Origin of the sequence: Paenibacillus turicensis (assembly GCF_050461185.1) — a bacterium.
GTDB lineage: Bacteria > Bacillota > Bacilli > Paenibacillales > Paenibacillaceae > Fontibacillus > Fontibacillus turicensis_A.
In genome coordinates this window covers 113,854-120,720 of the sequence record NZ_JBCMOR010000012.1, presented here as the reverse complement: position 1 = coordinate 120,720, position 6,867 = coordinate 113,854, and the positions used below count along the sequence as shown (strand labels likewise).

Sequence of the window (6,867 nt, the reverse complement as noted above, 5' to 3'; positions counted from 1 at the left end):
CATCGTATAATGTGGCTTTATAAGTTTGTGCTCCATAAATATTATAGTCATTATAAACAGTCATATAGTTTGATCCATTACGCAGTTCTTCTTTACGTGAAGGACCAAATCCTTTAAATTGATAAACATTTTTTAGAACTGTAGAGCCTGTCACTGATACTTTAAAAATACCTCGGCCTAGTTCATCATATATATAATTACTTATGTTATTATTTGGATCAGTCTTGACAGCTACTTGACCTAATTGATTACGGGTAAGCTTTTCTTGATTACCACCTGTATCTGTACTACTCGTTAGAAAACCAGACTCATCATAACCTTTAGATTTTGTCCAGCTTTTCGCATCTTCGCTTTGGGTTGTTGTCAACATGTTGCCTAACTTATCATAGCCATAAGAGGTTGTCTGATTTAAGGCATCTGTAACTGCAACCAGTCGATTTAATTTATCGTATTGGTATTTAGTCACATCTCGATTTGGATTAGTATAGGTAAGCACATTCCCTAGACCATCATACGTAAATTCTTCCTGAATCGTTGCACCAGAACGATTAGGCCAATTTGGATAAGCTCTAAGCATAGTTTGTCTTCCCCATTGATCTGAGAAGGATTCTACCATTTTACGTTTCAAGCTATCTTGGGCACTAGTGCGGAAAGCAGAAACATCCTTTGCAGCTACCATATATGAAGTATTTTTTCGATCAATAATATCTTCTTCATTACGATATATGTTGCCATAAGGGTCAACAGACTCAACATTTCTTCCCCAAGCATCATAACTTGCAGTTGATACATTACCACCCGTATCCACAACATAAGTAGGACGTCCATCAAGGTCATAATGATATTGCTGTAGGATTAGCTCCTCATTTTTGACATTATTCAATTGTCCCAATAGAACTGCATTACCAAAGCCATCATAAAATTCATGCTTGATATTATCATAGTTGGCTCCACCATCGCTGACTCTTGTAGTTTTCGTATAGGAGTCAATACGTGAAGTGATCAAATATTTATTTACATTATCAAAATAATCCGCACTATTCTCTACAATTTGATCAAAATATTGATTTACATCCTCACGCTGATATCGTTCACCATTCTGATTGTTAATTACAGGATAAATCGTTTTTAACAACCGACCATATACGTCATATTGATATTGTGTTGTTTTATTGTCAGCATTTGTCTCACTAGACATCGTTCCTAACAAAACGTCATAAGTACGTTTTACTGAAGTTTCAGTCAATTTACCCCAGTTATCTGTATAATATGTTTTAACTTCAGTTGGAAGTAGCTGATATGAACCAGCCTGGCTATAATGTGACACTGTTTTAGCTGTCTTCCCATTTTCAAGCTGAACAAGAACCTCCTCTGTTCGTCCATCTGAGGCTTGAGTAAAGTTACGAGTAATTATTTCACCATTCGCATTTTGAGATGTTTTAAGTCTGCCTTGTGCATCATACGTATATTGCTCTGTTAATGGCACAGACGCTGATTGATAATACTGTTGCCTTGACAGAAGTTTAAAGTTCGACTCATATTCGTATGTTGTTGTATGTTGCTTTACCTGCTCTGAATTAGCCAATTGTGCTGCAGTTAGAGGATTAGTCTGACTCTTTAGGTCCCCCCACGGATAATAAGCAAAGGTTTGATAAAGCTTGTTTTCCCGACTGCCACTTGTAACTTTCGACTCCACTTTAGTTGGCTTGTATTTATAGGTGGTATCGTAAGACTGAATGGTTTCAGTAACCTTCTCCCCATTCGTTGCCGTCTGTTCTGTCGAGAGCATCCTTTTCTTTCCATCAAATGTATACTTCGTCTTTAATCCATCTAAATTTGTTGATTCTGAACCAAAACGATAGCCTTCTGGAATAGATTCCTCAGCATAATAAGTAGGATAACCACTAATGTCACCAAAATAGGTATACTCCATTTGATGATTAGGACCTTCTGCATAAATGCTTGGATTAGCCGTATCATATTTATACTTATTCAGCGCATCAAAACGCTTTGTAATCTGGAAGGCTTGGTAAGCTCCTTGTCCACCCCAGTTTCTCGTAATTACTTTATACTCATAAAATGAAGAAGAGTGTGGGTACATCGCGTATTGCAACAAATACACCGCTGTTCCAGCCGAATTGGTTAGTCCCTTCCCTTGAGCATCAAACTTTTCAGATGCAAGGTAATATTCATAAAATGTGCTATAACCCTTTAGATCTGTAACACTAAAAAGATAAGGCTCGTATCTTTTACCACTTAAAGTGCCATTCTCAAAAATACTCACTTGCTCTCGTTTTTTTGCATATACAATTTTCTTCTTTTCTGATGATGAAGGATGACTCACTGTAATTGTGATTTTTTCAGTCATATTTTGAGCTTCAAAATTTGGATTACTTAAATTAGTTTCATATGCAAAGTCAACATTACGCCCAATGGAATCTACAATCTTTGAAATCACTGGATACGTTTTTCCATTCATTAAACGATTAGTATGTGTGAATTTAATTTCATTGCCATAACGATCCTTTATACCAAGCAGGCGACCATCATTTCCAAAATACGTTTTCTTTTTGCTTTGGTCTACAAATACATAAGCTGAGGTCATTTGTCCATTAGAGTAAGTAGCATCCCTAAGAAGCTCGACATCATTACGTGGGTAGTCTTCTAACAGACCTTTGTTGCTTGAATTAAATTTCACAACATAAGCTGCACCTGCACCATCATGATAATGAATATAACCACTATCGATCTCTAACGATGGGAAAGCCATTGACCAACCACTACCTAGATCATATCTAGAACGAGCATAAGAGTTCTCATCTGGGAATATCTTTGTTGTTGTTGTATAGTAATCTTGGACATATTGCACAGATTTGTATTCTATGTTGTAGTCAATATAATTGCGATTGGTATCTGGTTGATTGGTAATATAATGCTGAGCAGCATTGTATGCGGATACTTGATCACTATACTGCCCCGGGAAATAGGTCCCCCACGTATTGCTCTTTTTATCCCAATACATCAAGGTAAGGTAATAAGCTGCCCCTGAACCTACTTGATAGGATGACCCCGTTGTTACAGTGACACGCTTACTTCCAATCTCCGCTTGGCTGGAATTATAAAGTCTTCCTAATACCAAATCAAGCCCGTCTTTACCTGGAAGTGCTAGGTCTGTCTCAGATAAAGTTAATGTCCCTGAAGCAGGATCAACCGTTTCTGAAACTTGACTGCGATCTGAAAGGGAAGGTTTATTAGATTCATTTACGAGTTTAGGTGTGATTAAACCATTTAGCACCTTTTCTAGCTGTTTATTATCAATTTGTGCGTGAGCGTTAGGCGCACCTGCGGTCACACCAATCATAAATACTAAAATAGAAAATAATAGATTATGAAAAAAGCTTTTGAATTTTCTCATTTATGCTCATTCCTTCCCGCTCAATACTTGCTTGCTGGCCTCTTTAGCGTCCTTAAACTGCTGGATCAGCTTTTCTTCTGAAATTCCTGATTTTTTAGAAATCTCTTTTATTTTTTCTAGTACATCTGCATCCAGAGTTACCTGACTATTAGAAGAAGATTTAGCAGAGAAGGAGGAAATAGAACTACGATTTGTTTTATTTTGAAGCTTTAGCTTTGAATCATAATTCACTACACCTTTTTCTCCCCCGGTTTTGTAAGCGGCAATGAGTTCAGTCATTGTCCCTTTCCCCATATCAAAGGCAACAAGAAGTGAAAGTCGTTCTCTATCACTCAACGATTTCTCTTTTTTCAACTGCTCATAAGGCTTTGGATAGTTTTTAGATAGCTCAGCTAATTGCGTTGCCTCTAGCTCTAAAGCTACCTTTTGTTCAAGCTCCTCCCATGAGAGCTTTTCTTTTTCCTTTTTCTCTATTAAAGCAAGGGGTTCGACATAAAGTGAATTAGCAAGTTCATCTAATTTGTACAAATCTTCCACAGAATAACCTTTGCTCATTAATTCTTCCAACTGCTCTTTTGATAATCGAAAAACATCCTTAGGTTGTACATCTACTTGTAATGATTTTGAAGCTGCTTGATTAATTTTAGGGACAATTTCTTCGCTTTCATGTACTACTTGTTCACTTGAATCCAGCCCTTTAAACGCATCTAACTCCTGATTCAATTTTACAGATAGATTGGGTTTTTCATTTGGTACTTGAATTACATTTTCACTCGAAGGGCCTTTTGAAAGAGCTTCATTAACATTGCTTACAACTTCCTCTGCAAAGCTAAATACCCCAGGAGTAACAAGGGAACCCACTAAACCTAAACATAGAGAAATTGAAATCCATCTTTTTGACAATTGAAATTTATCTTTTCTTTTATTTTTCACTAAAAACATCTCCATTAATTTAATATGGTTTTTGGCAACTACTCATTATCAGATTGCGCGGTTTTTATCGTCTTCTTCTTAAGAAGGTTTCCATTGTTATCGTAATCAAATTGAATTTCATAGTGGTATAAGCCTTGCTCGTATTCAATATGTGTTAAGCGATTCGCATCATCATACGTGTATTGTTTAATAGGTGATGCAGTAATGCGAATTTGATACGGATTCAAGCTAAATTCATTTTTCTCTGAGCTGATTTTAATAATAATTGTCGTATTGGCAGCTAGATAGATTCCAGCATCCGCATCTAACCCGTCAATCAACTGTTTGACTGAAATTAGACTTGCATCGGGTTTTAGAAATTCCTGTTTAAATAGGCTATCCTCAGGAGAATGAAGAGTGAAAAAATACGTGTCTTCTTTAGGTGCTACAAATTTGTAATAATCAACATCTGTAGACGAGGAGATATATGATTCATATAATTTTCCACTTTCTAACAAGACTGCTTGTTCTATCGTTTCGTTTGGCTCAAAAGTATCCTTCACCGCTGATGTTGTTAAATATAATGCGTCGATAGAAATTCCGTAACCAGTACTATTCTCATTTTTCCCGACCACTTCAAAGCGAATGACATGCTTTTGTTTACTAAGATTGAGTGATCCAAGAGAGATGTCTATAAAATTAGAGTCTGCATGGAACAGATCCAATTTATCGTTAACAGATACCCCATCTACACTCACAGCAACAATAGCGCTTTTCTCAGTTTGATGTATTCTTAAATCCGTCTGATAGACTCCCTTTTCAGTTACAAAAGGAAACTCAATAAAATCACCGATCTCAAGAGCCTCATAGTCTACTCTCTGTCCAGCACTTGCCTTGTAATCTTCAACCAAACTCATATCTTTGCCAGAATTCACACTGTCTATAGACAAACCTTCAAATTCAATAATCTGTTTTCCAGACAATGTTGAGACAACAATTGCATCGCTAAACTCAGAAGCTAGTCCTTGTTCATTTAAAGCACGGATTTTGAAGGTATAATCAGTTCCTGGTATAAGATCCTTTACGATATAAAAGTTTTTATCCCCAGAAACACTTACTAATAATTTTTTATCTGTATAAATTTCGTATGTTTCTACGTGTTCATTATCCTTTGCCTTATCCCATTGCAAATTAATAGCTGTATCCGATTGAATTACAGAATTAAGGTTCATAGGAGCAGAGGGCAATGAAGTTTTTTGTGAACGAGTTAAATAAAATGCATCTAAACCAAGTGCATATCCAGTACTTTCAGCATTTTTATCAACTACATTTAACCGAAGTGTATGGTTTACATCCCCATCTAAAGTAAATCGACCTAATGCTATTTTTGTTACCTCTTCATCGCTACTATAAAGATCTATAGTGCTTTCAACAGGATGATCATCAATTAAAACCTGAGCAATCCCCATATTTGGCCCCTTCAGCACTTGCAAATCAATCTGATAGTTTCCTTGTTCAGCATCAAAAGGAATCGCATACCAATCCCCTACTTCATCACTACTGTATTTCATATATGTGCCAGCACTTGAACTCGAATTTTCAATTAAATCAATCTTTTTTCCAGAGTGAGTTTCATTTCCAGAGTTAGTAAATTCAATTACCTTAACCCCAGATGTGGTTGTCATCTGGATCGTGTTACTATTCTCTGAGGAATCATCCTCATTTACAGCTCTAACTTTAATAGAATATGTAGTCGCAGGAGATAGCTTAGTTAAGGTATAAGCTGTGGTTGTGTTTGGAACAGTATCGATGATGGTATCGTTTACATATATCTCGTAAACCTTTAGTTTAATATCAGAAGACTTATCAGGATGGGACCATGAAATTGTAGCAGTGGTGTCAGAAGTAGTTTCAGGCTTGATCTTAAAATTAGATTGTGAAGTATCTTTATCTAATTTTGTGGTCACTGTTAAAACTTCACTAAAGCTAGAATAGGTACCATCCGATTCCTTTGCTCTAATTTTAAAACGGTATGTTGCATCTGCATCTAACGAAGTGGCAATGTATGAATCTTTCCCTCCTTCAATAGTTGCATATATTGAATCATTCATGTAAATTTCATAAGAAGTAGCAACATAATCAACTGGTGTTGTCCATCCCAATTGAACTGTAGAATTAGTGTACTCAGTTGAATGAAATCCTGAAGGAGCAGGTAACAGAACAACTTGATCTTGATTGTTCCCAGTTAAAGAAATCTCTTCATCGTTAGTCTGAGTTTTAATAACAGTTTGTGGTTCTTCTTTCTTAGTACTGTTTTCATCAGGTTTTGCAAATGTTGCTGTTGATGGAGTAGTTTGAAACAAGGTTAATACTAAAATCATTAAAAATATCAATCTCTTATTAAATGATTGCATAATAATCACCCTTTCTACATAATGTTTCCATACTATCAGCATATATAAAAAAGGGAAGAGGGATATTTTGTAATTAAATGTATTATTCTGTCGAATATTGAATTGTTTTTATTATTGTCACATTAT

Annotated in this window: 3 protein-coding genes; all 3 read right to left on the bottom strand. The window is 35.9% G+C overall.

Annotated features, from left to right (window positions below):
• On the bottom strand, positions 1–3,415 hold a 3,415-nt coding region (locus ABE099_RS16710; RefSeq protein WP_430032215.1), incomplete at its 3' end, for a DUF6531 domain-containing protein.
• A 6-nt stretch (positions 3,416–3,421) separates the two neighbouring features.
• Positions 3,422–4,348 (bottom strand): hypothetical protein, encoded by a 927-nt coding sequence (locus tag ABE099_RS16705; protein WP_430032214.1) that lies wholly within the window; start codon positions 4,346–4,348, stop codon positions 3,422–3,424.
• 38 nt (positions 4,349–4,386) lie between these two features.
• The gene (locus tag ABE099_RS16700) at positions 4,387–6,741 is read right to left on the bottom strand and encodes a fibronectin type III domain-containing protein (RefSeq protein WP_430032213.1); all 2,355 of its coding nucleotides are present in this window, start codon (positions 6,739–6,741) and stop codon (positions 4,387–4,389) included.
• Between the last annotated feature and the right edge of the window lie 126 nt (positions 6,742–6,867).

What these genes read in the sequence shown, in the direction of transcription:
- ABE099_RS16700 (WP_430032213.1), bottom strand. Translation starts at nt 6,741, where the DNA reads ATGCAATCATTTAATAAGAGATTGATATTTTTAATGATTTTAGTATTA.